This window comes from Pseudanabaena minima str. Chao 2107 (assembly GCF_051131155.1).
Taxonomy (GTDB): domain Bacteria; phylum Cyanobacteriota; class Cyanobacteriia; order Pseudanabaenales; family Pseudanabaenaceae; genus Pseudanabaena; species Pseudanabaena minima.
The window spans coordinates 4022221-4046460 of record NZ_CP159508.1; the positions used below are offsets into that span (position 1 = coordinate 4022221).

28 protein-coding genes and 1 pseudogene are annotated in these 24240 nt (G+C 42.3%); 16 read left to right on the forward strand and 13 right to left on the reverse strand.

Features of this window, described 5'->3' with window-relative positions:
• Position 1 precedes the first annotated feature (1 nt).
• The 4 genes and pseudogenes from ABM313_RS18300 (at position 2) to ABM313_RS18315 (ending at position 2442) form a co-directional block, all read left to right on the forward strand.
• Positions 2-1102: a DNA cytosine methyltransferase gene (locus ABM313_RS18300; protein ID WP_434684585.1), complete on the forward strand. Its 1101-nt coding sequence runs from the start codon at positions 2-4 to the stop codon at positions 1100-1102.
• 54 nt (positions 1103-1156) lie between these two features.
• Positions 1157-1486: pseudogene (locus tag ABM313_RS18305) on the forward strand (aminotransferase class V-fold PLP-dependent enzyme); the annotation flags it as partial.
• 368 nt (positions 1487-1854) lie between these two features.
• Positions 1855-2112: a hypothetical protein gene (locus ABM313_RS18310; RefSeq protein ID WP_434684586.1), complete on the forward strand. Its 258-nt coding sequence runs from the start codon at positions 1855-1857 to the stop codon at positions 2110-2112.
• Positions 2113-2250: 138 nt separating this feature from the next.
• On the forward strand, positions 2251-2442 hold the full coding sequence (locus ABM313_RS18315; protein WP_434684587.1) for a hypothetical protein: 192 nt from the start codon (positions 2251-2253) through the stop codon (positions 2440-2442).
• Positions 2443-2577: 135 nt separating this feature from the next.
• On the opposite strand, the gene ABM313_RS18320 is transcribed toward ABM313_RS18315, so the two are convergent.
• Positions 2578-3021 (reverse strand): type II toxin-antitoxin system YhaV family toxin, encoded by a 444-nt coding sequence (locus tag ABM313_RS18320; RefSeq protein WP_434688519.1) that lies wholly within the window; start codon positions 3019-3021, stop codon positions 2578-2580.
• 8 nt (positions 3022-3029) lie between these two features.
• Positions 3030-3356 carry a hypothetical protein gene (locus ABM313_RS18325; protein ID WP_434684588.1) on the reverse strand — a complete coding sequence of 109 codons (327 nt, stop codon included), beginning with the start codon at positions 3354-3356 and terminating at the stop codon, positions 3030-3032.
• A gap of 171 nt (positions 3357-3527) precedes the next feature.
• Between ABM313_RS18325 and ABM313_RS18330 the strand changes: the two genes are divergently transcribed.
• Together ABM313_RS18330 and ABM313_RS18335 are read left to right on the forward strand one after the other, a co-directional pair.
• Entirely contained in the window at positions 3528-4151 is a 624-nt protein-coding gene (locus ABM313_RS18330) for a histidine phosphatase family protein (RefSeq protein ID WP_434688521.1), read from the forward strand.
• 17 nt (positions 4152-4168) lie between these two features.
• Positions 4169-4786 carry a hypothetical protein gene (locus tag ABM313_RS18335; protein ID WP_434684589.1) on the forward strand — a complete coding sequence of 206 codons (618 nt, stop codon included), beginning with the start codon at positions 4169-4171 and terminating at the stop codon, positions 4784-4786.
• Positions 4787-4837: 51 nt separating this feature from the next.
• Here ABM313_RS18335 and ABM313_RS18340 read toward each other — a convergent pair whose 3' ends face one another.
• Both ABM313_RS18340 and ABM313_RS18345 read right to left on the reverse strand, forming a co-directional pair.
• Complete coding sequence (locus ABM313_RS18340) at positions 4838-5803, reverse strand: acetyl-CoA carboxylase carboxyltransferase subunit alpha (RefSeq protein ID WP_434684590.1); 966 nt, start codon at positions 5801-5803, stop codon at positions 4838-4840.
• Between the two features lie 497 nt (positions 5804-6300).
• Positions 6301-6750: a hypothetical protein gene (locus ABM313_RS18345; protein ID WP_434684591.1), complete on the reverse strand. Its 450-nt coding sequence runs from the start codon at positions 6748-6750 to the stop codon at positions 6301-6303.
• Positions 6751-6849: 99 nt separating this feature from the next.
• On the opposite strand from ABM313_RS18345, the gene crtH reads away from it, so the two are divergent.
• The 4 genes from crtH to ABM313_RS18365 all read left to right on the forward strand — a co-directional run bounded on the left by crtH (position 6850) and on the right by ABM313_RS18365 (position 9676).
• A complete protein-coding gene (crtH, locus tag ABM313_RS18350) occupies positions 6850-8364 on the forward strand; it encodes a carotenoid isomerase (protein ID WP_434684592.1) in 1515 nt (504 codons plus the stop codon).
• A 62-nt stretch (positions 8365-8426) separates the two neighbouring features.
• Positions 8427-8720 (forward strand): hypothetical protein, encoded by a 294-nt coding sequence (locus ABM313_RS18355; RefSeq protein ID WP_271254286.1) that lies wholly within the window; start codon positions 8427-8429, stop codon positions 8718-8720.
• Positions 8717-9151: a type II toxin-antitoxin system VapC family toxin gene (locus tag ABM313_RS18360; RefSeq protein ID WP_434684593.1), complete on the forward strand. Its 435-nt coding sequence runs from the start codon at positions 8717-8719 to the stop codon at positions 9149-9151. Before ABM313_RS18355 ends, ABM313_RS18360 begins: the two co-directional genes overlap by 4 nt.
• 198 nt (positions 9152-9349) lie before the next feature.
• Positions 9350-9676 (forward strand): low molecular weight protein tyrosine phosphatase family protein, encoded by a 327-nt coding sequence (locus ABM313_RS18365; RefSeq protein WP_434684594.1) that lies wholly within the window; start codon positions 9350-9352, stop codon positions 9674-9676.
• Positions 9677-9705: 29 nt separating this feature from the next.
• Here ABM313_RS18365 and ABM313_RS18370 read toward each other — a convergent pair whose 3' ends face one another.
• The 4 genes from ABM313_RS18370 to ABM313_RS18385 form a co-directional block, all read right to left on the reverse strand.
• Positions 9706-10383 carry a DevA family ABC transporter ATP-binding protein gene (locus tag ABM313_RS18370; protein WP_434684595.1) on the reverse strand — a complete coding sequence of 226 codons (678 nt, stop codon included), beginning with the start codon at positions 10381-10383 and terminating at the stop codon, positions 9706-9708.
• Between the two features lie 128 nt (positions 10384-10511).
• The gene (gene devC / locus ABM313_RS18375) at positions 10512-11693 is read right to left on the reverse strand and encodes an ABC transporter permease DevC (protein ID WP_434684596.1); all 1182 of its coding nucleotides are present in this window, start codon (positions 11691-11693) and stop codon (positions 10512-10514) included.
• 194 nt (positions 11694-11887) lie between these two features.
• Complete coding sequence (locus ABM313_RS18380) at positions 11888-13057, reverse strand: ABC exporter membrane fusion protein (protein WP_434684597.1); 1170 nt, start codon at positions 13055-13057, stop codon at positions 11888-11890.
• A 6-nt stretch (positions 13058-13063) separates the two neighbouring features.
• On the reverse strand, positions 13064-13888 hold the full coding sequence (locus tag ABM313_RS18385; RefSeq protein WP_434684598.1) for an SDR family NAD(P)-dependent oxidoreductase: 825 nt from the start codon (positions 13886-13888) through the stop codon (positions 13064-13066).
• A 92-nt stretch (positions 13889-13980) separates the two neighbouring features.
• Between ABM313_RS18385 and ABM313_RS18390 the strand changes: the two genes are divergently transcribed.
• The 3 genes from ABM313_RS18390 to ABM313_RS18400 all read left to right on the forward strand — a co-directional run bounded on the left by ABM313_RS18390 (position 13981) and on the right by ABM313_RS18400 (position 16076).
• Positions 13981-14538 carry a PadR family transcriptional regulator gene (locus ABM313_RS18390; RefSeq protein WP_434684599.1) on the forward strand — a complete coding sequence of 186 codons (558 nt, stop codon included), beginning with the start codon at positions 13981-13983 and terminating at the stop codon, positions 14536-14538.
• A gap of 490 nt (positions 14539-15028) precedes the next feature.
• Complete coding sequence (locus tag ABM313_RS18395) at positions 15029-15370, forward strand: hypothetical protein (protein ID WP_434684600.1); 342 nt, start codon at positions 15029-15031, stop codon at positions 15368-15370.
• A gap of 166 nt (positions 15371-15536) precedes the next feature.
• Positions 15537-16076, forward strand: a complete 540-nt coding sequence (locus tag ABM313_RS18400; protein WP_434684601.1) for a GNAT family N-acetyltransferase — start codon at positions 15537-15539, stop codon at positions 16074-16076.
• Between the two features lie 43 nt (positions 16077-16119).
• On the opposite strand, the gene cobU is transcribed toward ABM313_RS18400, so the two are convergent.
• Positions 16120-16701, reverse strand: a complete 582-nt coding sequence (cobU, locus tag ABM313_RS18405) for a bifunctional adenosylcobinamide kinase/adenosylcobinamide-phosphate guanylyltransferase (protein WP_434684602.1) — start codon at positions 16699-16701, stop codon at positions 16120-16122.
• A 181-nt stretch (positions 16702-16882) separates the two neighbouring features.
• On the opposite strand from cobU, the gene ABM313_RS18410 reads away from it, so the two are divergent.
• On the forward strand, positions 16883-17356 hold the full coding sequence (locus ABM313_RS18410; RefSeq protein WP_434684603.1) for a hypothetical protein: 474 nt from the start codon (positions 16883-16885) through the stop codon (positions 17354-17356).
• 211 nt (positions 17357-17567) lie between these two features.
• Here the strand turns inward: ABM313_RS18410 and ABM313_RS18415 are convergent, their stop codons facing one another.
• Positions 17568-18152, reverse strand: coding sequence for a Uma2 family endonuclease (locus tag ABM313_RS18415; RefSeq protein WP_434684604.1), 585 nt, complete (start codon positions 18150-18152; stop codon positions 17568-17570).
• A 132-nt stretch (positions 18153-18284) separates the two neighbouring features.
• On the opposite strand from ABM313_RS18415, the gene nagA reads away from it, so the two are divergent.
• Complete coding sequence (nagA, locus tag ABM313_RS18420; protein WP_434684605.1) at positions 18285-19331, forward strand: N-acetylglucosamine-6-phosphate deacetylase; 1047 nt, start codon at positions 18285-18287, stop codon at positions 19329-19331.
• A 5-nt stretch (positions 19332-19336) separates the two neighbouring features.
• Here nagA and accD read toward each other — a convergent pair whose 3' ends face one another.
• The 3 genes from accD to grpE form a co-directional block, all read right to left on the reverse strand.
• A complete protein-coding gene (gene accD, locus ABM313_RS18425; protein WP_434684606.1) occupies positions 19337-20311 on the reverse strand; it encodes an acetyl-CoA carboxylase, carboxyltransferase subunit beta in 975 nt (324 codons plus the stop codon).
• 258 nt (positions 20312-20569) lie between these two features.
• The gene (dnaK, locus tag ABM313_RS18430; RefSeq protein ID WP_434684607.1) at positions 20570-22429 is read right to left on the reverse strand and encodes a molecular chaperone DnaK; all 1860 of its coding nucleotides are present in this window, start codon (positions 22427-22429) and stop codon (positions 20570-20572) included.
• A 115-nt stretch (positions 22430-22544) separates the two neighbouring features.
• A complete protein-coding gene (grpE, locus tag ABM313_RS18435; RefSeq protein WP_434684608.1) occupies positions 22545-23306 on the reverse strand; it encodes a nucleotide exchange factor GrpE in 762 nt (253 codons plus the stop codon).
• A 399-nt stretch (positions 23307-23705) separates the two neighbouring features.
• On the opposite strand from grpE, the gene ABM313_RS18440 reads away from it, so the two are divergent.
• On the forward strand, positions 23706-24215 hold the full coding sequence (locus tag ABM313_RS18440; protein ID WP_434684609.1) for a GNAT family N-acetyltransferase: 510 nt from the start codon (positions 23706-23708) through the stop codon (positions 24213-24215).
• Positions 24216-24240: the final 25 nt, after the last annotated feature.

Here is a 24240-nt window from a genome sequence, read left to right on the forward strand (position 1 = left end):
GATGCAACGACCTACTGCCGTTGATATATTTGCTGGAGGAGGAGGGTTAACTGTTGGACTTAAGAGCGCAGGGTTCCAAGTGGTATCTGCTGTTGAGCTAGAACCTCACGCTTTTGCAACTTACAAAGCAAATCATCCAGAAGTTAAAGCTTTTCTACAAGATATAAGAACTATTAGTGGGAAAAGCTTACTAGAATGTTCGCCTACTGGGAGAATAGACTTACTTTCTGGATGTCCTCCATGTCAGGGATTTTCTAGCCTCACTGCTAAATATAAGCGTGAAGATTCACGTAATCAGTTAATTAAAGAAATGAGTAGGTTGGTTATTGATATTAACCCTCGCATAGTCATGATGGAAAATGTTCCAGGGCTATCTAACAAAGGGAAACCGTTATTTGATGAGTTACTCCAAACGCTTAAAGATGGTGGATATATTGTCAACTGGGGCATACTTCAAGTCGCTGACTATGGAGTACCCCAAAGTAGACGAAGACTTGTTTTACTTGCAGGAAAAGGCTTTTCTATAGATTTACCACAGCCCACTCATGCTCAGGATGGAAAGAATGGGCTTAAACCTTGGAAGACTCTACGAGATGCTATCTCTGGCACAGTTAAACCTCATTTACTTTCAGAAGTCAAAAAAATGGGAGATCCACGCATGTTTAAATGGAATGTGGTACGGGATTTATCTCCCCAAACTTTAGCTAGGCTACAGGCAGCAAAAGCAGGTGAAAGTCGATTTGAGATACCTATGGAATTACGCCCCCCTTGTCATCAGAGAAATTTAGATGGTTTTCAAGGTGTATATGGTCGGATGTCTTGGGAAGAAGTTTCGGGAACTATTACTGGTGGTTGCACTACTGTCAGCAAAGGAAGGTTTGGACATCCTGATGAAGATCGAACTATATCTGTGCGTGAAGCTGCTCTCATTCAGACTTTTCCTATTGATTACATTATTGATACCCCCTACATGGATCATGCTTGCGAGATAGTTGGTAATGCACTACCCTGCGATTTTGCTAAAGTTATTGCTGAGCAGTGCTTTTTTGCGCTTGAGAAGAATTATTCTAATTTGGGCGAGACATCGACCCATGTTTTTTGATGTTTGAACTGTTAAAGTGCTGATAGCAGTTACGACAGCAACCATCTAAGCCTCATGACATTAACCTACGAAAAGACCTTAGCAGAAAGGGGCAGAGCAGATTTTGAAATTTTGAATCAAGAGGTCAACGGCAAGCCCCTCATTTATTTTGACAATGCTGCAAGTTCACAGAAGCCTAAAGCAGTAATCAATGCTCGGAAATATTATTATGAGCATGACAATGCTAATGTTCATCGTGGCGCTCATACTCTTAGTGCAAGAGCCACTGATACATATGAAGGAGCGCGAGAAAAGATTGCCAAATTTATTAATGCTCAGTCATCTCAGGAAGTTAATTATACCCGTAATGCTAGTGAAGCGATTAATCTAGTTGCCTATACTTGGATTTGAGAAACACGCAAGTAACGGACTTATCAGTGCTAAAACTTCTAGATAAACTGACAATCATTACAGATACCAAAGAGAAATCAGAATTATGGCGTTCTCAAGGAATGAAGGTGAGCCTAATATATTGATGTTTTTGTACGCGATGCCCTCAGTGCTGACAAGATGTAGCAAAAGGCGATCTGTTTCTGTCTTGCTAAACTTTTGATGTTTGAGGCGATTGTTTTTGTCTACAAGGTTCTATTAGCGATCACGCTTGATGATGACAAAAGGCTATCTCTGGTTATGTATCAGTAAATAGGCGATCGCCTTTCCTGCTATGGTTTGCTAAACTAAAACTAACTAGAGCGTGAATCGAGAAAAGTAGTATGAACACAATTAAAAGCGAGATAGTACAACGCTTAGAAATTATCCCCGATGATAAGCTGCGAGAAGTTCTTAGCTTTTTAAACTATCTGGTGTGTCAAACTGAAAAATCACGCACTCAAGAAGATACTGACTGGCTAGAGAGCAACTTATCAAGTTTAGACAACTATGAGCCCTATGAATGGAAAGAAGGAGAACTTCAAGAAGGACTACCAGTTAAATTTATTTCTGAAACAGGAAAAATTGAGATCGGTGTATGACAGCGCATATTTTACAAAATTCCTTCAACAAATAATGGAACCCGATTGAGAGCCTCATTGATATTTTTAGAGATGATTAGGGCGATCGCTATTTAATGCTCTGATAGAATACTCGTACAGCGCAACAATGCTATGAATATGAAAACCACCACAAATTCATCACTAGCAAAACTTAACCCCTATTCGGCTGAAGGCAAAGCAATTCAACGTCTCCCCCTAGAAGCTGACGATTCTCAGTGGATAACAACTATTGAAAGAGGTGAAGAAATAAATCTAGATGCGTTGCAGCAACAAATAAGTATTTTCAAAACTTCCCAAGCCACCCATTAAAATTAAAAGGGGATTTGGCAACAAACAACGCCTCATATCTTCAAAATCTAAATAGTGATCGCCTTTTGGAGAGATGATTAGTGCGATCGCAGTCGAACTCTTCCGTACTTGGGTAGTTAAATACAAACTGAGCGATTAAATAACATCAGCTTCTGAAAGTAATTGGTCTAACGTTTCAGGAAAATCGCCATTATGAACCATCCGCGAAAAAACTGCATAACAATCATTTTTATCACCTTCCTTCCGTGGAAATCCCAACCAAAGCAAAATTAACACCTTCCGACCTCCTGCCTCAAAAGCACGAAAAAAGAGCCGATGGCAATCGCTTAATCCCATCCCCTTCAATCTTCCGTAATGCTTTAGCGCACCCTTGAGAGCAAATTGAGGAGCAAACGGATCGAGAACTATCTTTTCCTTAATCCCCACCATCACAGCAGCAAGCAACTTAACCGTAGGATGTTTAACAAACTCTTCAGGCGGTAGATTCGCTTTTAGTTGCCTGACTTGTTCCTTTAGTTGCCGTCTTTGCTCACCAAAAAAATTTCGATGGAAGTAAATTTCCCAACCATTGCGAATAATTGCACTCATCAATCAATTTCAACCCCTTCAAGGAGTTCATCATCATCTTGAGCCATCGCTTCCGTATAAGCTTCAAGGCGATCGCTATTTTTGAGAGCATCCTTAGTGATAAAGTCCAAAAACAAACTAAGCATTAAATCGTTATTTTCTTCATCATCTTCTGCCTCCATCTCCACTGGTTCCAGCTTAATCAAAAGCGTATCATCAGCAAGAACCTCTACCCATCCAGTCGCATTAGCAAATCGAGGATGATCGCGATAAAAAGATACAGGCAGCCTAAAGCCCGAAGAATTGCCAATTTTCGCAGGAGCGAGTGAGTAGGTCTTGGAACGCATATATGTTAGTACGAATTGTAATAACGGCAATATTATCTTAGCAGTTTTCCCCATAATTGGAAGCTTATTATGAGGATTGATATAGCCGCCCTTTGTAGAGATTATTGGTGCGATCGCTCTTGATGTTTAGTTTTGGTAGACTATGCAAGGCTTCAGCAAATAAAAAGTGTGATGCTAAAACTCTATTTTGTTCGGCATGGCGAGAGTATTGCTAACATTCTCCATGAATTTTCTAATACTGGCTATAAACATCCTCTAACTGAGAATGGAATCAAACAAGCGAAGTCGTTAGCAAATCAATTATCTGGGTTGCAGATTACCCAAATTTATTCTAGTCCTCTATTGAGAGCTTTACAGACTGCCCAAATTTTATCTGACCACTTACAAACACCCATTGAAATTACCCCAGCATTACAAGAATGGAGCGTAGGTATCTACGAAGGTACGACTGACCAAATTGGATGGGATCTGCACCGTCAAGTTCAAGATGACTGGTTTATCCATCAGAAATTTGATAGTAAGATGCCGAATGGAGAAAGCTTTCGCGAAATCAAAGCAAGGTTTAATCCCTTTATTGAAAGATTAGTAGAAAGTGGAAGATCCTCAGATCAGAATATCGCTCTAGTCGCTCATGGAGGCTTATATCTAGCTATGTTGCCGAGCATTTTCAAAAATATTAGCTTCACCTTTGCGCGTCAACAAGGCTTTCCCCATACTGCCTATGCAGTTGCTGAGCTTCGATCTGATGGACTATACTGCACCTCATGGGGAGCAGTTTCAAACAATAGAATGTAGAAAAATCTGATAATCCTATGAAACAGACAAAATTACCAAAATCTAAAAAGAAAAGCTTCTCTAGCTTCGATCTTCCCTCTGCATATAAACAGCTAGGACTCAAAACCATAACCCATTGGGACTTGCCAGACATAGCGATCGCCCCTAGTGAATTTTTTATCAAAAGATTAGAACGCTTGCACCGTAACTTTGATCTGCGAAGTTACAAAGAATCTAAAAAGCTTCTAATCGATGCCTTTTGCGAAGAAGCAATGGATAGTAGCGACAAGCTGAAAATATGGAAAGGAGGAAAAATAGAAAGTGATATTTTAGTGTGCAATGCCGATTATTTAATTGCAGCTAGACAAGACTATTTAGATACACCATTCCTATGTATTGTCGAAGCTAAACGTGACGACTTTGAACAAGGTTTAGCTCAGTGCTTAGTAGAAATGCAAGCCTGTCAATGGGAAAATCGGCAGGCAAATAAAGATATTGATGTGTTGGGAATTGTCACCAATGGGCAAGGCTGGATATTTTATAAACTGGCGATCGCAGGAGAAGTCTATGAAACAGGAATGTATACTGCTGATGATGTAGCAAAGACATTAGGAGCTTTACATTCAGTCTTTCAAGAGTGTGCAAGCAATTTGTAAACTATGAGTGATCGCTTTTTGTAGAGAGGCTTAGGGCGCTCGCCGCAAGCTTTATGATTCGAGAAATACACCCATCTTACGGAACTTTTGATAACGTAGCTCTTGTAAATCTTCCACAGACAATTTACTTAAGCGATCGAGATTTTCGACTAGGGCAGCTTTGAGATTTTCCGCCGCCTGTAGTGGCAGACGATGCGCCCCACCCAGAGGCTCATCAATCACATAATCGACAATGCCCAAACGTTTCAAATCAGGAGCCGTGATTTTTAAAGCTTCTGCTGCCTTGCCAGCCTTTGCCGAGTCGCGCCATAAAATTGCTGCACAAGCCTCAGGAGTTGCCACCGTATAGACCGAGTTTTCAAACATCATAATGTGATCGCCAATGCCGATCCCCAAGGCTCCACCCGATCCACCTTCACCAATAACAGTACAAATAATTGGTACACCTAGACCAAACATTTGTCGCAAATTTGCGGCGATCGCCTCACCTTGTCCTTGTTCTTCTGCCGATACACCAGGGTATGCCCCAGGAGTATCAATTAAGGTAATAATCGGCAATTTAAAACGATTAGCATGATCCATTAATCTTGCCGCTTTGCGATATCCCCCTGGGGAAGCCATGCCAAAATTGCGGGTCATATTGTCTTTGGTATCACGCCCCTTCTGATGCCCCAAAATTACCACAGGGCGATCGCTAATGCGGGCAAGCCCACCCACTAAAGCTGGATCGTCATTACCCCTGCGATCGCCATGTAGCTCCATCCACTCATCGGTAATGGCTTGTACATAGTCAAGGGTACTAGGACGACGAGGATGCCTTGCGATCTGCATCCGTTGCATCGCACCTAAACCTGAAAAAATCTCTCGCCGTAAAAGCTCGGCACGCTGCTCTAAGAGCTGGATCTGACCAACCATATCCACATCGTTGTCATTCGCGAGTTCGCGGATTTGGGCGATACGGTTTTCTAGTTCAACGATGGGCTTTTCAAAGTCAAGCAGGATTTGGCGATCGGCCATGATGCAATTTTGTATAGTAGATACCAATTCTCAGATTAGCAGACAAAGGGCTAGTCTCAATCACCTAATTGGCTTTGTATAGCTATAGCCACATGTATCATGACAAGCCAAAACCCAAATAGTGTAAGTCGGCGCTTCGCGCCGACTTACACTATTTGGGTTTTATGTCCTAACAAGAATAGCGACGGCTATATTTCATCAATTAACTAATCGTCTTATTTAACGTCAGTTCGACGAAAGCGAAATAAGAATCGCTAAGCGATTCTTACCATTTTTCGCCATTTGGGGTGTGCTTCGCACGCCCCAAATGGCAATATCAAATTCACGTTTATTTAATATGCAGGATGGTGTGATTGTGGAGACTGCGAAAAGCTCAAATTAAATAACCTCAGTTCGGGTTAATTTCAAACTAGCTCCTAGAGAAGAATCGCGCCGTTCTACGAGCCAAAATAGTAAAAGCATCGCTTCGCGATGCTTTTACTATTTTGATGGGTTTCCTAGATTTCACTTTCTATCATCTTCCCTTTACATTTAGGGCAATATTCAACGTAGTCCAAGTAATCTACTAATGCACCTTTAGTCTTACAATCTGGGCAGTCAACATTGTCAAAAACTAGTTTGTAGACAATATGTAGATTGCTCTCTTTTAGAATAATATCCTCCTGTACAGGAATCCGAATTCCAATATCTATCCATGCATCTTGAGAAACTGTTTTTTTAATTCGTCCTTTCTTAGAAGAAACTTCAACCCATTTCTTACCTTTGACGTAGATTTTGTGAGGTTGATTGCTATTATTTACTTCCTCACCATGTTCAGGATAGACATAGAAAGATGTCGCACAATTATTGCAAATTGCTACAGTACGATTTGACTCCTTACCTATAAATCCAATTGTAACTAGATGCTTACAGCTCTCACAGGTGTAAATACTGAAGTAAGTGGACATAATCATCTACTCTTTTTAGGAAAAACTTACTATCGATACTAATAATGTAAGAGGATCTAAAACTGTATAGTTAAATAAAGGTTTTGATTAAGAAATGTGATGGCTCTAACACTCGATGCGGATGTAATTGTAATTGGCTCAGGGATTGGTGGCTTAGTCACCGCAACACAATTGGCGGCGAAGGGGGCAAGCGTGATTGTCCTAGAGCGCTACTTGATTGCGGGGGGGAGTGGCGGATATTTTGAGCGCAATGGCTATCGCTTTGATGTGGGCGCATCGATGATTTTTGGTTTTGGCGATCGCGGCACGACAAATCTCCTCACCCGTGCGCTAGCGGCGGTGAATATGAAAATGGAGACGATTCCTGATCCTGTGCAGATCCATTATCATTTGCCAAATAATCTGGAAATCGAAGTGCATCGCGACTATGAGCAGTTTATTAAAGAATTAGGAGATCGCTTTCCCCATGAGCGTGAGGGGATTCGTAAGTTTTACGATGAATGCTGGAAGATTTTTAATTGTTTAAATGCGATCGAGTTGCTGTCCCTCGAAGAATGGCGCTACTTGATGCGCGTATTTTTCCAGAATCCTTTAGCTTGTTTGGGTTTAGCAGCTTATTTGCCCCAAAATGCAGGAGATATCGCCAAGAAATATATTCGCGATCCTGAGTTATTGCAATTCATCGATATGGAATGCTATTGCTGGTCAGTGGTTCCTGCCGATCGCACGCCAGCGATTAACGCAGGGATGGTGTTTAGCGATCGCCATTACGGGGGCATTAACTATCCCGTCGGTGGTGTGGGCAAGATTGCTGAAAAATTAGCGGAAGGGTTGGACAAAGCGGGTGGAGAAATTCGCTATGGGGCAAGAGTGACCCAGATTATTCCCAAAGCAAAATCTGGTAAAGGAGCGATCGGGGTAAAACTAGCGAATGGCGAAATTCTCTATGCGAAGAAGGTAGTTTCTAATGCCACACGCTGGGATACTTTTGGGAACTTGCTCAAGGATGAACCTTTACCTAGTGGTGAAAAAGGTTGGCAATCACGCTATCAAAAATCCCCTAGTTTCCTAAGCTTACATCTTGGTGTTGAATCTTCCGCAATTCCTGATGATGCGGCTTGTCACCATATCTTGCTCGAAGATTGGAACGATATGCAAAAGGAACAAGGCACAATTTTTGTCTCAATTCCCACGTTACTCGATCGCTCCCTTGCACCAAATGGTCATCATATTGTGCATACCTTTACGCCTAGTTGGATGAGTGAATGGGAAGGTTTATCTGCTTCGGAATATGAAGAGAAGAAAAATGAAGCTGCGAGGAAATTATGCGATCGCCTGTTAGCGATTTTCCCGAAACTAGAAGATTGTCTCGACTACCAAGAAGTCGGTACACCTCGCAGTCATCGCCGCTTCCTCGGTCGTGCCGATGGAACCTATGGACCAATTCCTGCGGGTAAGCCTTGGGGACTTTTGGGAATGCCTTTCAATCGCACTTCTATTCCTGATTTATATTGTGTCGGTGATAGTACTTTCCCAGGACAAGGTTTAAATGCTGTAGCATTTTCGGGCTTTGCCTGTGGACATTTGGTTGCATCATCATTAGGACTTGTATAGCAATTCACTATTTTTATGGAAGGCAAGTAAAATTAAGAGTATGTTGATATAGGTCTTGACATATGAGCGCTGTAAAGGAACTTATTTTAGGTAAGCTAGAGCAATTAGAAATTTTATCTGAACCTATTTTACAAGAGGTTTTAGATTTTGTTAGTTTTTTGGAATGGCGGCTAGACACAAATCAACAATCAATTCTAAGTTCTAAAAAGGATATGGAAGCACAAGAAGATACAAGTTCCTTTTTACTAGGGATTGCATCGTCTTTTGCTGATGGTTTATCTAGTGAGGATTTGGAACGTTTGCCGACAGATGGTGCAGAAAATCATGATCGCTATCTCTACAATAATCAAGTATGACTGAGATGATTTTTGCTGACACTTTTTATTGGGTGGCATTACTCAGTCTTCGCGATGCTTTTCACAGTCAAGCGATCGCTATTACGGCTAAGCTTGGTAAGACGAAAATCATTACAACTGATGAAGTACTTAGTGAAGTTCTTAACTTTTTGTCTGATGGTGGTGTGAGATTACGCGAACGAACAGTAAATACAGTTCGGCAACTTCTCAGCGCAGATTCAGAAAAGGTGATGGTATTAGCTCAATCTCATGAAACTTTTTTAGGTGGATTGAAGCTATATGAGCAACGTTTAGATAAGGGTTATAGTCTTACGGATTGTATTTCAATGGTAACGATGAAACAAATGGATATTAGTCAAATATTGACTCACGATCATCATTTTACTCAAGAGGGTTTTACAATTCTTTTTCCACGCGATCGCCTACAGTAAAACCTTTAGCAGATGCATAATTAGGTAGTCCTAAAAAGGAAAGGATTTATGGTGGTAAGGATAGGCGGCGCTTCGCGCCGCCCATCCTTACCTGTTTAGCACTACCCATAATTAAGGCGATCTTGCTTGACTTAAAGTCAGATCTACATTGAGTTGAGATTTTTAGTAAAGAAAGATTGAATTGCTAAACTGTTATTCATGAAGTTACTCTTTATTTGCAGTCAAAACAGATTACGCAGTCCCACAGCCGAGGCAGTATTTGCAGAATACCAAGGGCTAGAGGTGGACTCCGCAGGACTAGATAGAGAAGCAGAAATCCCTTTAAGTAGCGAAGTAATTCAATGGGCAGATATTATTTTTGTGATGGAAAAGACGCATCGAAGCAAACTCTCAAAGAATTTTCAGCCTTGGCTCAAACACAAACGAGTGATTTGTCTAGATATTCCTGATGAGTACGAGTATATGGAACCAGAACTAGTAGATTTACTGAAGAAAAAAGTACTACCACTGCTAGGAACCTTTTAATAGAATCTATTTTGAAAAATTTTCAGATTTCATATCATCAAGCATCCATCTTCCATGTAAATAATGCGATCGGCGAGATCGAGAATGCGATTGTCGTGAGTCACAAGGAGAATTGTACAACCTTGCTGTTTGGCTAATTTCTCCATAATCTCCACTACATCGCGCCCCGATTTTTTATCTAGAGCCGCCGTTGGTTCATCGGCAAGAATTATTTTCGGTTGTCCCACCAAGGCACGGGCGATCGCTACTCTTTGTTTTTGTCCTCCCGACAAGTCACTAGGATAGTAATCCAGTCGGTGAGACAAACCCACAGCATTTAAGACATCTCGAATCCGTCGATCTGCCTCTTCCGCAGTGACATCATGGAGTTCTAGCGCTATTTCCACATTTTGATAAACGGTGAGAAAGTTCAAGAGATTATGGGCTTGGAAAATATAGCCAACATTGCGACGAATCAGCGTCATTTGGTCGGGAATAGAATTAAGCAATTCCTGATCGAGGATCTTCAGGCTACCCTCTTGAGGCGATCGCAAGCCACCCATGAGCGTGAGCAATGTCGTTTTCCCCGAACCCGAAGGTCCCGTCATAATCACAATCTCACCGCGATCGATTTGCAGATTTATATCAAATAAAACCTGCTTACGGAGAGCATCCTGACCGTAGTAGTGATTTAGTTGCGTTACAGAAATAGCGAATTGCGAGGACATTGTTTTTGAATTACGAATTATCAATTACGAATATTGTTTTTGAATTACGAATTATCAATTACGAATTACGAATTATCAGCCACCAATCACCAATTACCAATTACCAATCACCAATCACCAATCACCAATCAAAAAATATCCGCAGGATCGGCAGTTTGAATCTTTCTCACGGCAATTGCGGCGGAAATAGAACACATGATGGCGGTCAACACGAATACAAACGTAATCCGTCCTGCATCCATTGCCATTGGTAAGAGAGTGGCGATATGGGTGATTTCGTAAATGCCCCATGCCATCGCCGTGGCGGGAATGAAACCGAGGACAGCGAGGATTAGGGATTCTTGGAAGACGACTATTAATAGATAGCGATCGCGAAAGCCCATTGCCTTCAGGGTGGCATATTCGGGTAAATGGTCAGTGACATCGCTATAGAGAATTTGATAGACGATTACGGCTCCGACGATAAAGGCGATTACCACACCGAGATCGAAGGTATAGCCTACGGGTGTACTGGCATTCCAAAAAGCTACTTCAGCTTTGGCGAAATCTTGTCTCGTCATGACTTTGACATCGTTAGGCAGGAGCGATCGCAATTCTGCTAAGACTTGATTGACATCGGCATCGGGCTTGAGCTTGACTACGCCGATATCGATTAGTCCGCCCTGACGCGATCGCACCATTCGCAAAAAGTTAATATCGCTAGTGACGAGATGAGCATTAATCCCAAAGGTGGGGCTGAGTTGAAATAGTCCGCGCACTTGAAACTGACGTTCGTCAATTTCGGTAACGATGGATTCCCCTGCTTTAAAGTTTTTAGCGATCGCCCCAAATTCATTTCGCGATCCAGAATTAAAGAGAACAGTGTCGGGTTCGCGCATTTTTTGGCGATTCTCCTCAACTCCTTGAATATTTAAAACTTGATGTTCGGGATTAATGCCAATGGCGTAAATATCCCAGATCTCTTTGTTATAGGGATTGCGCCATTGAATAAAGTTGAGATAAATCGGAATAACAGACTGTACACCTGATACGCCTGCGGCTTGGTAAAGACGGCGATCGGTAAAGCGATCGAGGGAAATTAGCGATCGGTAGCGACTGCTCAAAATGACAATTTCACCATTGATGCTGTGATGGAGTTCTACGGCACTGCTAAATAATGCGCCCCGAAATCCCATTTGCAAAAACATCAGCACATCAGCAAAACTAATACCTGCGATCGCTACCAGCAGACGTACTCGCTCTTTCCGCAATTGCAACCAAGAAAGAAAAAGTGGCTTCTTTTTTTTGCTCTTGTCTATAATTTGGGTCATAATTTTCTAGGTTGTAACTGATGTTGCGTGGAACTCAGATGATGAATATCTTGCTGGTAGCGAAGCAGGGCAACCACGGGGGGATTGCCCCTACCAAAAAAACAAAGGTTTCTGTAGGGGCTGCGCCCCCGTGCCAGCCCTTACCTTTGCCATTACAGGAATTCCTTCCACGTAACATTAGGTTGTAAGACAGATCATTCCCGCACATCGATCGCTGCTTGAATACTGAGATTGGTTAAACCTGCAACCAGACGACTAGAAGGCTCATCCAGCAATATTTTTACTTCCACGACTCTTGCATCGAACTGAGCCGCAGGATCGGTATTTAAGACATCTTTTTTACTAATCTCTAAGCCAACTTCCTTTACTTTGCCGCGCAATGTTTCGGAGAAGGCATTATTTTTGCTGATTACAGTGGCGGATTGACCGATTTTGACGCGGTTGATGTCCAGTTCATAAACCTCAGCAACCGCAACCATGCGTTGAGTTTGTCCCAAACTAATGATTCCATTATTTCCCACTAATTCCCCAGCACGGGTATGGATTTTGAGAACCTGTCCATCTTGGGGCGATCGCACTACAGCCAAATCAAGATCAGCCTTAGCCCTTGCCACGCCTGCCTCTGCTTGAGCAACCTGCGATCGCGCTAACTCGATATCTACGGGACGAACTTCGGCGATCTGGTCGAGGGTGGCGTGGGACTCGGCAATTTGCGACTGACGCGATCGCACGATGCGGGATAACTGTGCCTTCGCTTCATTTAGTTGTTGACGGACAGTATCGCTAGTTAACTGTTTGCTATCACGCAGGGAAGCAGAAACTGCGCCTTCCATTTGCAGATATTGATACCGCCGATCCTCTAGCTCCGCGTTGCGAAGTTCGGCTTCTAAACGAGCGATCGCCGCTTCTTGAGCAGCAGTTTCTGTTTGTAACTCCACTTGAAGGCGATCGACGACTCTTTGCTGCGCTACAATCTGTCCCGACTTTGCTCCTGCTTCTATTTGCCGTAATTGCGCTTCGGCGACCGCAACCCTTTCCTGTGCTTCCCTTAGAGCCGCCGCACGCGGAGCATAGTTATCGAGATAGGCGATAATCTCTCCTTTGCGAAGTTGTTGTCCATGCTGCACATTGAGCCGCTCGATTCGCGCACTTTCGCCTGATGTCGGTGCAAATACTTTAATGACTTCGCCATCAGGTTCCAATCTGCCCAATGCTGAAACTGTTTCTAATTTGGGTGCAGTTTCGGAAATAACAGGTTGAATGGATTTTGGGGAGAGATTAATATAGGCGATGCTGCCAATGCCCAAAGCAGCGATCGCGATCGCCGATAGTGGTAAATATTGAACTGGAAATCTAATGCTCATGGGATTTTAACCGTTTTGATGTCTAGTCATATCTCGCATTACGCCCCCCATAATCTGCACTCTCGCCCAACGTGGCAAAAATGCAAGGGAATAGGTCAACAGTTTCGAGATGAATCCTGGGAGGATTGTGGGCTTTTTTCCCAGAGCATCTAGAGTTGCTTGAGCCACATCTACAGGATTTAATGCCATTCCCAATTTCATGCCTGCACGGTCAGCAAAACCGCTATTAGTGGGACCGGGAGCAGAAGCAATCACATCGATTCCCATTGGCGCAAGTTCCACATATAGGGCTTCGGCTAAGGTTTGGACATAAGCTTTAGTTGCAGCATAGTGCGCTGCAAAGGGTGTTCCTTGAAAGCCGACAATCGAACTCATCAGCACGATGCCACCGTTACCGCGCTTTATAAAGCTTTGCCCAAAATGCCAAGTTAGTTCTAATAGCGATCGGCAATTGACATTCAGCATTTCCATTTCTGCTTCTATAGGTGACTCAAGGAATGCGCCCGAAGTCCCAAATCCAGCTGCCGCTACGAGCAACCCAATATCGAGGTATTTAGTTTCATCCAAAATAATTTTGTTTCCAGACAGTATTGACAAGTCAACTGCCAGAACCTTTACCTCGATTGCATAGCGATCACGCCAATCAACCGCCATCTGCTCCAGTACATTTTGACTACGCGCAACTAGCACCAGATTTAGCCCTGCCTCAGCAAGCCTTAGCGCCATTTCGCGCCCAATCCCTGAAGAAGCACCCGTCACAATCGCCCAAGATCCGTATCGCCTAGATAAGTTACTAACACGGTATTGGTTTCGAGAATTAATACTCTGCATTTTTAACTCCGTTTTTTGTATTCAAGTTTTTGAATACAAAAAACAATGTATACTTAACCCATAAAATTCGTCAAGTAGTTTGCGATCAAAAAATGGCGCTCAAACACACTATCCTTGCTTTCCTATCTCGGCAGTCCCTCAGTGGCTATGAAGTTGCCAAAGAATTTGCTGAAGGTTTTGGGAGTTGCTTCTGGAAAGCAAGCCAGCAGCAAATTTATGCCGAACTTGCCAAGCTAGAAAAGCAGGGTAGTGTTACCTATGAGGCAATTCCACAGGCTGGCAGGCTGGACAAAAAAATTTATTCGATTACCGATCAAGGGCTAAAAGAACTTACGGATTGGCTAGTGCAACCTAGTGAACCCACACCCATTCGTGAAGACTTAGGCGTAATGGGTTTGGCGGCGCATTTAGTTCCCCATCAAGTGACTGTGCGCGAAATCGAAAGGCGGCGACAACTCCACGCAAACATGGCACTCCATGTCAAAAAAATGGATGAGCATTTTGCCCAAAATTTAGAATCTCTAGAGCTAAAGGATCTATACATGCATCTAATCATTCGGCGAGCAATTCGCTATCAAGAAGATTGGGTTAGTTGGTGTGATGAAGTGTTAGAGGCGATCGCTAAATCTGCTAAAAATCCACAAATATAGCAAACCAAAAAACAAAGACGAGTGACTGCTCTTTGCGCCACCACTCATATTAGGGGTCTGTAAAAATTACATTGCTAATTAGCTGGGCATAATTAAAATCCAAACACAAAACTGTGGTGCACGCACAGAGAGATCCGCAAGTTTTTTGTTTTATAGCTGCCGTCGATTGTGTTAGGACAAAAGCAAAACCCAAGAAGAGAATGGCGGCGCTTCGCGCCGCCATTCTCTTCTTGGGTTTTATGTCCTCATACACTTGGCGACAGCTATATAGCAAATGAGTTTGATTACCTGTGAGGTAATTGCTTTGATGATTTCCCTTTGGCAAGATGATGACAAGCATGCTGTATTGGCTTCTTAGCGATGATTGCACGCTTACTATACTTACGAGATCGCTCTGGGGAAGTTTCAGCCGTTGTGGAATAACTCAGAGATTTTATTCAGCAATCTCTCCTTCTTTGTTTAATTTGGTTATTAAAAGTAACAACACAAAATGACATTACTACGAGCTTTTCTAATTGCTACGACAATACTCATTTTCTCCGTATCAATTTACGTCATCATCACAATGGGAATTAACTTCCCAGCCATCTATTTTGGCGATTTGCTCAAGCTGGATTGGCGATCGCAGTTCAATACCGATCTTTTGATTGCCCTATGTCTATTCTTGATTTGGGTGATTTGGCGAGAAGGATTTACCACCAAGGGATTTCTATTCGGCTTTCTGTTCTTGTTATTGGGATTTATGTTCGGATGTCCTTATTTATTATTCGCGACATATAAGGCAAATGGCGATACCAAGGCTCTGCTCCTAGGTGTACATGCTGATAAGTGACCAAGATTTAGTGTTTATGTTACGTAGAAAAAAGATCGACATAATGTTTCCATAACATCCTAAAAGAGGATTTGGAGACCAAATCCCTACATATTTGTAAAGGTAGGGGCTTGGTCTCCAAGCCCTAATCTCAGAGTTCCACTTATCTTTTTTGAAAGAGCTTGTAATGTTTCCGCAAAGTTTTCTGCCTAAATTAACTCAAAGATTAATTCTGCGTCGATTTATCGATCAGGATCTAGAACGGTTCCTTGATTATCGTCAAGATCCTCAAGTTGCTCGATTTCAGGGTTGGTCAGAGATCTCCTACAGTGAAGCGCAATCTTTTATTAGCGAAATGAATAATGCAGAAATCGGAAAACTAGGAGAATGGTTTCAAATCGCGATCGCAGACAAGCAATCCAACATACTCTTTGGTGACATCGGGATGTTGATTTATGCTGAAAATCCAGCGATCGTGGAAATTGGGTTTACTGTGAGCCGCGATAGGCAAGGCAAAGGATATGCGAAAGAAGCTGTTCAAGCTCTAATTGATTCACTGTTTGAGCTTAGAACCATCAACAAGATTGTTGGTATAACTGACGCACGAAATGAACCATCTATCAGACTATTGAGAGGTTTGGGAATGAATCTAATACGATCAGACGAGGTGGAATTCAAAGGTGAGTTATGTATTGAGCAAACTTTTGAATTAGACAGGAAAAATTAATTACTCTGCCTTAATTCTAAAGGGCATGAAAACGGCAACTTATTCAGCTAGAAGGTAATCTTTCGCCAATTTGCGTGAGATTAACTGCATAGCCACCTGTGACCAAATAAACAGTATCAGCGATCGCGCCAATTTTGCGACTGAGACCGCCGAGGCGATCGCGAAAGGTTCTACCCAGTTCATAGGCTGGCACGATTCCCCAGCCCACTTCTTCAGCCACAAAAGTAATATCAACGATGCAACCCTGAACCGCATGTAACAAAGCATTCTCCACTATACAGGTTTGAATTACTTGCAATAATTCATGTTCAATCTTCGCCCACTCCTCTTCATTCTTGTCTAAAAGATTGGCTAGCCAAGTTCCAAGCGAATCCACCAGAATATAATTGGAAGAATTACTAGCGAGGTCTAGAATGGCTTGAGCTAATTCAATGGGAATTTCTAAAACTTGCCAACTTTCAGGACGGCGATCATAATGTTTTTTTAGCCTTGCTTCCCATTCCGCATCATCAGCATAACGAGTTGCTGTGGCAATATAAATTACATTTTTTTGCGATCGCATTGCTAAATGCTCAGCCCATTCGCTTTTGCCTGAACGAGTTGCGCCCGTTACTAGAGTAATCATGTTTGTTACCATCAATTGCCCCTTGTTATACTATTACGATATCGCGCATCGTTTGATACCCTGACATCGGCACTTTTGCCAGAATTTTCCTGTCTAATATCCCAGATTTTTGAATAGTATAGGCGGCACTTCGCGTCGCTTATATAATGTTTACCTGAATAGCGCTCTAGTTATAAAAAATATGAAAAAAGTTTTTTACGGTATTACCGCGATCGCCATTAGTTTTAGCTCTAACTTTATTGCAGTCAATTCCGCCCAAGCTCTCGAAGAAGGTATCTATTGGGGTGGTGGTTCACGGTACATCACCATTTCCCGTAGAGTTACAAAAGAATTTGGCGCACGCTATTGCTATGCTGGTTCCTCATCCAATGGTGCAATGATTGCCTCTCTCAATCCCAAGATTCCTCGCTATCAAACAGGTATTGATTATGAAGTTTATACCTTAGATGGGGTGGAAAATAATTTAGCAATTCAGCAATATGCCTTTAAAAGAGATCAGATTACTTTCGGCAAATTAGTTGGGCGGTTTGTGCGTGAGGGACTTGTCTATAAACGTGAGGGGGATACTAGGGTAAAGCGATCTCCTGAACTGCAAGAATGTCTTAACTCGACTCAGCCTTACTTTAAACAAATTTCATCGGGACGCGGGCGTTAGAGCATTTCGGTAGATTTTCCTTGAAACCATCAGCGACTTCTCTACCTTTGGCATAGACCTTATCCAGTAAATGTCATAAGGAATTATTACCCCACTAACTAAATTAGGAAAGTCAATGATTTGTGAGAAAAAGTCATAGGAAAAAAGTTTGGGGAAATTAAAGATTTGTCGATGAGTAACAAACTCTCTCAAGAACTCAAAAAGCTATAAATTAAAACAGTTCATTCCAATTGAAAGTCACATCAGGAAAGGCGAGAACTGATAGAGTATCATTCTCATCATAGCGTCTGATTAACTTATATCCATTTGCTGATGGTTGTGAATATCCCTCGATCGCTTTTTTATTCACATCAAACAACCACATTTCAGGAATCCCCACTGCCGCATACAGAAGTGCTTTTACTTCGCGGTCATAGTCAATGGAACTATCAGCAACCTCGATAATTAACAAAATATCCTCTGGGGTTGGCAATCCACCAGCATAGAAATCTTCACGACGTTTAAGAATGGCAAGATCGGGCTGAGGCTCTGAGCCATTATTCAAAAGAATAGGATTTTGTGACCAAACCTGTACTTTGCCTAATAAACGACTAATAAATAGTTCTTGTAAACGAGTTACACAGACTGCATGTTTTCTACCAATTGGGGACATTTCTGTAATTTCTCCGTTAATTAGTTCAAGGCGATCGCCCTCTTGGAAAACACCAGCTTCGTGCATGAGGTGATATTGCTGGGTCGTCAAGAGGAACTTATTCGCCAACTTATTCTGGTTTTGCGTGAGCAATTGAACTGTCATAAGCTTAGAATTAGGTAGGTTGGAGTGATATCTACGATCATCATAACTCAGCCTATAGCAATTCTAAAGAGTTCACCCCTTCAGGGCGCACTCTCTTAGTTCGACGAAAATAATTAGCGATCGCGAAAAATCATGACAGGTTTACGTGAAATTATCTGTTCTACTCAAGGTGCAATTGATCTGCAAATTAATGGAGCATTAGGAATTCCTTTTAATGATTTAAATGATGATCGTGCAGCTAAGTTACCTGAGATTTGCCAGTTTTTATATCAACAAGGTATAGATGGATTCTTACCTACACTTGTGACTACATCTATTGAGCAAACACATCGATCGCTACTTGTTCTTGCTAAAGCAATCTCCTATCAAAAGCGAAATCCTAATCCTCTCGAAGCCAAAATTTTAGGTGTGCATCTTGAGGGGCCGTTTCTTCATCCTGACAAAAGGGGCGCGCATCCGCAGCAACATTTATTACCGCTTAATCTCGATACCTTGCAGCAGGTATTAGGTCATTACACCAAAATTGTTAAACTTGTTACCCTCGCGCCCGAACTAGATCTCACAGGTGAGACTATCAAATATCTATGTGATCGCAATATCGTCGTCAGCTTAGGTCACTCTACGGCTAATGCTGAGCAAACAAGATTAGCGATTACCCAAGGGGCAACAATGGTCACTCATGCTTTTAATGCGATGCCCAGTTTGCATCATCGCGACGTGAGCTTACTGGGCGAGGCAATTTTAAGCGATCGGGTTTGGTGCGGACTAATCGCTGATGGTGTTCATGTTTCACCCGAAATGATCAAACTGTTCTATCGGATGAAAAAACAAATTTTTCTAGTCAGCGATGCCCTTGCCCCCCTTGGGTTACCTGATGGCACTTATCCTTGGGACGATCGCCAGATTACGATTACAAATGGCACAGCAAAATTACCCGATGGCACGCTCTCAGGTACGACACAGCCATTAATCAACGCAGTCAATAATCTGATTGAGTGGGGAGTTTGTGACCCAGAAAATGCTATTAAACTAGCGATCGAAGCTCCACGTCTTGCCATAAATCTTGAAATCGATCAAGATGCGCCTCATCGGCTCACTTGGTGCAGTTACTCATTCTCTTGTCCTGCTCCACCCAATTTTAAATCCGTCCGCACTTCTTGGGGTTGTGAAGTTAATTGATAGAGCTAAACCTCAGAAGCTAAGCTTGTCTCGGACGCAATATCAATTCCCGACTTAACAGCACCATTAAGATGGCGATCGCTGGCAATATCGGCTTGAGGTTGGTGCATTTTTAAAATCATGGCAAGACTTTGCTTCAGCTTAGTTCTTGGTACAACTGCATCCACAAACCCGTGATCGAGCAGATACTCCGACGATTGGAAGCCTTCGGGAATTTTTTGCTTAAGGGTCTGCTCAATGACGCGACGACCTGTAAAACCAATTAATGCCTTTGGCTCAGCCAAGATCAGATCCCCAAGCATCGCAAAACTTGCCGTTACGCCGCCCGTTGTCGGATTCGTCAAAATGGGAATGTAAAGTAAATTTGCTTGACGATGACGCTCAAGAGCCGCCGAAGTCTTTGCCATCTGCATTAAGCTCAAAATCCCTTCCTGCATCCGCGCCCCACCAGAAGCACAAAAGATCAAAGAAGGATATCTCTTTGCCGTCGCAGTTTCCAACATACGGGTGATTTTTTCGCCGACGACCGATCCCATACTGCCGCCCATAAAGCGGAAATCCATGACCGCAAGCGCCGCATTGCAACCATCGATCTTGCCAGTACCAGTGATTACCCCATCGCTTAAACCAGTTTTTTGTTTATATTCTTTAATGCGATCGATATAGGGCTTACGATCTTTAAAACCTAATGGGTCACAAGAAGTTAAATCTGCATCCATTTCTTCCCATGTGCCTGCATCAATCAGTTGAGCAATGCGTTCATAGGCATTAACCTGATTGTGATGACCACATTCAGGGCAAACCATCAAGTTAGTTTTTAAGTCCTTTACATAGGTCAAAGTGCCACAACTAGAACATTTGTGCCACAAACCATCAGGAATTTCACGTTCTTGAGACTCTTGATTAAGATTAGGTGTTTTGCGGCGATATGCTTCACCTGCGCGCGAGCGAGTTTCAGCAAACCAATCAAACAGTGACATAGCGGCTCACGGTTTACAGAATAAGCTTTATATACCAAATCACAAAATGACATTGACATTTTGCAACTTTAAAACCCTTACTGGGTTTGTCTTTTAATTCACAAGAGTGTTGTTATACTTTTGTGAATTGGTATTAGTTGCTAATGTTGATAGATAACAACTGTAGCTAAAAATACAAGTATAACTCTGTCATCATACAGCGCTTTGCGCTCTCAGTAAAACTAAGGGGTGATGCTTGCTCAGCATCACCCCTTAGTTCTATTCTAGGCTGTCACTAGACTTTTGCTTCACCCGTTCAACTTGAGAGTATTTTTCAACTGTTTGAGTTACTTCGTACAACGATTGCTGCAAAGGCTTAATGGCTGTTTGTAAGTCCTCATAGGTAGCTTCTTCAGCTTCGTATAAATTCTTGAGAGCTTCCATGTTTTTGAGGGTGGGTTCGCGCAAACTCTGAGTAATAACCGATGGTCCATTATCTCTGAGGATTTCCTCAACCGTGCGAATCAGGTTAGAGGCTTGGTTTCGCATATTTGCTAATTCGCGACGAGCAGCATCCTCATCAGAATAAACTTCAGCCTCCATGCGCATTCTCTCGATTTCACTGGGACTCAAGCCACCTGTATTGGTGATGCTGATACTTTGCTCGACTCCAGTATCAATGTCACGCGCTGAAACCTTGAGAATACCATTAGCATCAATATCAAAGGAAACTTCAATCTGGGGAATACCTCTGGGCGCAGGACGAATGCCCTCTAGCTCAAATTTACCAAGACTCTTGTTATCCTTTGCCATCGCCCGTTCACCCTGTAGGACATGGATTTCTACAGCCGATTGATTATCAACAGCAGTGGAGAAAATTTGGGACTTACTAGTGGGGATTGTGGTGTTACGTTCTAGGTTTTTCGTAAATACACCTCCTTGAGTTTCTAGTCCAATTGAGAGGGGAATTACATCCAGTAATAGGAGATCCTTAACTTCACCGCCTAAGATCCCAGCTTGCACTGCTGCACCGATCGCTACAGCTTCGTCAGGGTTAACTGACTGATCAGGCTTTTTACCATCAAAAAATCTAGATATCGCTTCTTGAACTGAAGGAATACGAGTTGAGCCACCAACCAAAATAATTCGATTAATTTCTTTAGGTAGTAGCCCTGCATCCTTCAACGCTTGGGCAGTCGGTTCGAGAGTTGCCTTGACTAACGGTGCTGTAATTTCATCAAACTTGGAACGAGTAAAATCTAGCTCAATCGTCTTAGGTCCTGACTCATCAGCAGCAATAAATGGCAAACTGATCAAGGTGGAAGGGGCGCTAGAAAGCTCAATCTTGGCTTTTTCAGCAGCTTCTTTAAGTCGTTGCAAAGCAGTTTTATCAGCAGATAAATCAATCCCTTCTTTTTGTTTAAAGTCAGCAACTAACCAATCCACAATCATTGCGTCAAAGTCGTCACCACCAAGGTGATTATTTCCTGATGTTGCCTTAACTTCAAAAATACCATCGCCAAGTTGCAGTACTGAGACATCGAATGTACCGCCACCAAGGTCAAATACTAAAACGATCTGATCTTGATCCTGCTTGTCTAATCCATAGGCAAGTGCTGCGGCTGTGGGTTCATTGACAATCCGTAGCACTTCCATGCCCGAAATAGCCCCAGCATCTTTGGTGGCTTGGCGTTGAGTATCAGTAAAGTAAGCAGGTACAGTAATAACGGCTTGAGTAACCTCTTCGCCTAGATAGTTTTCAGCATCCTGCTTTAGCTTTTGCAGGATCATTGCTGAAATTTCTTGGGGTGTATAAGTCTTATCACCAATCTGGACATCAACAGTTTCGTCTTTTCCTTTGACCGCTGTATAAGGAACACGACGACGCTCCGACTCGGTTTCATCCCAACCACGACCAATAAAACGCTTGATACTGTAAACCGTATTGACCGAGTTGGTAACGGATTGGCGCTTAGCAACCTGTCCAACGATCCGCTCGCTGCTGTCTTTGACAAAAGCGACAATACTCGGTGTGGTACGCCCCCCCTCTGCACTAGAGATGACAACAGGCTTACCACCCTCTAAAACCGAAACACAACTGTTTGTCGTACCAAGGTCGATCCCAATTACTTTCGACATAATCGCCAGTTCCGTTAAAAGCTTTTTTAAAAGTTTAGCTTAATGAATTTCTGAATAATGTACCCTAAGAATGCATTTCAAGATGCAATCACGATCGCATCTTGAAATATTTAGCTTAACTAGGTTCACTAGAGCTATTTTCAGAGACATCGTTTGAAGACGGATCATTATCTCCATCAATTTTACCTGAAGACACTTTGACCAGTGAATGACGCAGGACACGATCATCACTAACTAGATAGCCTGGGCGTAATTCTTCGGTGATGATACCTTCGTCATATTCGGTTGAAGGTTCTTGCATAATTGCTTCATGGAAATTGGGGTCAAAGTCTTGACCGACACATTCCATCCTTACAACACCAGTCTCTTTGAGGCATTTTAGCAACTGCTTATATACAGATTGATAACTTTTATGAATTGAAGCTTCCCCATCAGTTTTTGGAGAAATTTGTAACTGTGCACGCTCAAAGTCATCGACTACAGGCAGAATTTTTTTAAGGATTTTGGATGTAATAGTCCCTTCTTGCTCTTCTTTATCGCGCTCGGTACGTTTGCGAAAATTCTCGAAGTCAGCATATAAACGCAAATACTGTTGTTTGCGATCATCTAATTGCTCTCTCAGTGAGGTTGACTCAGCGATCAAACCATTAATTTTTTCTAGCGTTGCTGCGGCTGCCGCACTTGCTTTACTTGCGTCAGGTTTTGGCTCGCTAGCTGTAGTTGCAGATGCGGGAGAGCCTTCGGCTTTAGGTATGTCTGAATTTGATGAGATTTGATTTAATTCTTCGGCAGCAAGTTGTTGCAACCGTGACTCAAGAACCTCATCATCTTCATCGATGAGGTCGTCAGAACTTAGTATGTTTTCTTCTTCGATCATTACGGTGATACTCTTTTAGCGCTTTTTAGACTAGCAGTAAATTGCTAAGAGTTAAAATTTAAGTGTTAGTTTTGACGATTTTTGTCAGTCATTTCGATTTTACTCTTTATCTGAGACAACGTATAGCCGTTAGTGGGATAAAAGGGACAAACAAGCGCAAATTATATGTTCATTGTCATTTTTTGGTAAATCTTATAGCAATGCTCGAATTAGTTTGCATCCCAAAAGAGAATGGCTGAGCAAAGTGCCGCCATTCTCTAGTCTATTTCCTCAGCAAAACTTATAGCTGTCGCCAAGTGTATTAATTAGTACATAAAACCCAAGAAGAGAATTGCGGCGCGAAGCGCCGCAATTCTCTTCTTGGGTTTTGATGTAGAGCATTAGCTATCTAACATATTTATGGAAATACGGGCTGAAAAACTAGAAGATGTCAAGGAAATTCGGGCTGTTAATGTAGCAGCCTTTGGAAGAGAGAATGAGGCAAACTTAGTTGATCAGCTACGGGGAATTGACAACACATTTTCTTTTGTTGCTATAGAATCTGAACAAATTGTTGGTCATATTTTCTTTAGTCCCGTTGAGATTATTGGGGGATATTCAGAACAATTAATAATGCTGGGATTAGCACCATTAGCAGTCTTACCTCAATATCAACGACAGGGCTTTGGATCGTTATTGATTAGACATAGTTTAAAAAAATGCTCTGATTTAGGCTACAAAGCTGTGGTGGTGTTGGGATATCCAGAATACTATTCACGTTTCGGATTTATTTCTGCAAAAGACAAGGGGCTAAAGTGTGAATATCTAGTTCCGGATGATGTATTCATGGTCTTAGAATTGCAAAATGGAGCTTTAGATGGTTATTGTGGAACTGTAAAATACCGATCAGAATTCCAAGAATGTGAGTAGCGGCTTACACATAAATGAAGACAGA

Bases quoted from the DNA above. Each gene is read 5' to 3' on its own strand.
- ABM313_RS18410 (WP_434684603.1), top strand. From the start codon at position 16,883: ATGAAAAAAGTTTTTTACGGTATTACCGCGATCGCCATTAGTTTTAGC.
- ABM313_RS18300 (WP_434684585.1), top strand. From the start codon at position 2: ATGCAACGACCTACTGCCGTTGATATATTTGCTGGAGGAGGAGGGTTA.
- accD (WP_434684606.1), bottom strand. From the start codon at position 20,311: ATGTCACTGTTTGATTGGTTTGCTGAAACTCGCTCGCGCGCAGGTGAA.
- ABM313_RS18395 (WP_434684600.1), top strand. From the start codon at position 15,029: ATGACATTACTACGAGCTTTTCTAATTGCTACGACAATACTCATTTTC.
- cobU (WP_434684602.1), bottom strand. From the start codon at position 16,701: ATGATTACTCTAGTAACGGGCGCAACTCGTTCAGGCAAAAGCGAATGG.
- ABM313_RS18315 (WP_434684587.1), top strand. From the start codon at position 2,251: ATGAAAACCACCACAAATTCATCACTAGCAAAACTTAACCCCTATTCG.
- ABM313_RS18380 (WP_434684597.1), bottom strand. From the start codon at position 13,057: ATGAGCATTAGATTTCCAGTTCAATATTTACCACTATCGGCGATCGCG.
- ABM313_RS18345 (WP_434684591.1), bottom strand. From the start codon at position 6,750: ATGTCCACTTACTTCAGTATTTACACCTGTGAGAGCTGTAAGCATCTA.
- ABM313_RS18310 (WP_434684586.1), top strand. From the start codon at position 1,855: ATGAACACAATTAAAAGCGAGATAGTACAACGCTTAGAAATTATCCCC.
- ABM313_RS18360 (WP_434684593.1), top strand. From the start codon at position 8,717: ATGACTGAGATGATTTTTGCTGACACTTTTTATTGGGTGGCATTACTC.
- ABM313_RS18340 (WP_434684590.1), bottom strand. From the start codon at position 5,803: ATGGCCGATCGCCAAATCCTGCTTGACTTTGAAAAGCCCATCGTTGAA.
- ABM313_RS18325 (WP_434684588.1), bottom strand. From the start codon at position 3,356: ATGCGTTCCAAGACCTACTCACTCGCTCCTGCGAAAATTGGCAATTCT.
- crtH (WP_434684592.1), top strand. From the start codon at position 6,850: ATGGCTCTAACACTCGATGCGGATGTAATTGTAATTGGCTCAGGGATT.
- devC (WP_434684596.1), bottom strand. From the start codon at position 11,693: ATGACCCAAATTATAGACAAGAGCAAAAAAAAGAAGCCACTTTTTCTT.
- ABM313_RS18390 (WP_434684599.1), top strand. From the start codon at position 13,981: ATGGCGCTCAAACACACTATCCTTGCTTTCCTATCTCGGCAGTCCCTC.
- ABM313_RS18370 (WP_434684595.1), bottom strand. From the start codon at position 10,383: ATGTCCTCGCAATTCGCTATTTCTGTAACGCAACTAAATCACTACTAC.
- ABM313_RS18415 (WP_434684604.1), bottom strand. From the start codon at position 18,152: ATGACAGTTCAATTGCTCACGCAAAACCAGAATAAGTTGGCGAATAAG.
- ABM313_RS18440 (WP_434684609.1), top strand. From the start codon at position 23,706: ATGGAAATACGGGCTGAAAAACTAGAAGATGTCAAGGAAATTCGGGCT.
- dnaK (WP_434684607.1), bottom strand. From the start codon at position 22,429: ATGTCGAAAGTAATTGGGATCGACCTTGGTACGACAAACAGTTGTGTT.
- ABM313_RS18365 (WP_434684594.1), top strand. From the start codon at position 9,350: ATGAAGTTACTCTTTATTTGCAGTCAAAACAGATTACGCAGTCCCACA.
- ABM313_RS18355 (WP_271254286.1), top strand. From the start codon at position 8,427: ATGAGCGCTGTAAAGGAACTTATTTTAGGTAAGCTAGAGCAATTAGAA.
- grpE (WP_434684608.1), bottom strand. From the start codon at position 23,306: ATGATCGAAGAAGAAAACATACTAAGTTCTGACGACCTCATCGATGAA.
- ABM313_RS18330 (WP_434688521.1), top strand. From the start codon at position 3,528: ATGCTAAAACTCTATTTTGTTCGGCATGGCGAGAGTATTGCTAACATT.
- ABM313_RS18400 (WP_434684601.1), top strand. From the start codon at position 15,537: ATGTTTCCGCAAAGTTTTCTGCCTAAATTAACTCAAAGATTAATTCTG.
- ABM313_RS18335 (WP_434684589.1), top strand. From the start codon at position 4,169: ATGAAACAGACAAAATTACCAAAATCTAAAAAGAAAAGCTTCTCTAGC.
- nagA (WP_434684605.1), top strand. From the start codon at position 18,285: ATGACAGGTTTACGTGAAATTATCTGTTCTACTCAAGGTGCAATTGAT.
- ABM313_RS18385 (WP_434684598.1), bottom strand. From the start codon at position 13,888: ATGCAGAGTATTAATTCTCGAAACCAATACCGTGTTAGTAACTTATCT.